Here is a 692-nt window from a genome sequence, read left to right as displayed (position 1 = left end):
CCCGCCGCACGCCAGCCACGCACGACGACGAGGCGTGGTGCGGCGGGGGCGGACGGAAGCCCGTGCGCGGAATACGGCGAACTTGTCCTGCCGGTCATTGCGCCGCGCGACCTTACGCCCGATGTTCTGGGCTATGAGTGACGATGTGTCCGGCGGCGTGACCGCGGTCCTGGGGCCGACCAACACAGGCAAGACGCACCTCGCGATCGAGCGGATGTGCGCGCATTCGAGCGGCATGATCGGCTTCCCGCTGCGCCTGCTCGCGCGCGAGGTCTATGACCGGGTGGTCGCGATCAAGGGTGCGAACCGCGTCGCGCTGGTCACCGGCGAGGAAAAGATCATGCCGCCCGATGCGCGCTGGCTGCTCTGCACCGCCGAATCGATGCCCGACCGCGACGTCGCGTTCGTCGGGCTGGACGAGGCTCAGCTGGGCGTCGATCCCGAGCGCGGGCATGTGTTCACCGACCGGCTGCTGCGTGCCCGCGGACGCGAGGAGACGATGATCCTAGGCTCCGAGGCGCTGCGACCGATGATCAAGGCGCTGGTTCCCGGCGCGGAGATCGTCAACCGCCCGCGCTTTTCGACGCTGACCTATGCGGGCGCCAAGAAGATCAGCCGCCTGCCCAAACGGTCCGCGATCGTCGCGTTTAGCGCGGAGGAGGTCTATGCGGTCGCCGAGATGCTCCGCCGGC

The 692-nt window shown here is 69.1% G+C and carries 1 pseudogene; it reads left to right on the top strand.

Annotated features, from left to right (window positions below):
* Positions 1-133: 133 nt before the first annotated feature.
* Positions 134-692 (top strand): annotated as a pseudogene (locus sphsw_RS15380) (helicase-related protein); the annotation flags it as partial.

The sequence above is a fragment of the Sphingomonas sp. FUKUSWIS1 genome (assembly GCF_000733135.1).
Classification (GTDB): Bacteria; Pseudomonadota; Alphaproteobacteria; order Sphingomonadales; family Sphingomonadaceae; genus Sphingomonas; species Sphingomonas aerolata.
The sequence above is the reverse complement of the archived record's forward strand: the minus strand, read 5'-3'. Positions and strand labels throughout refer to the sequence as shown.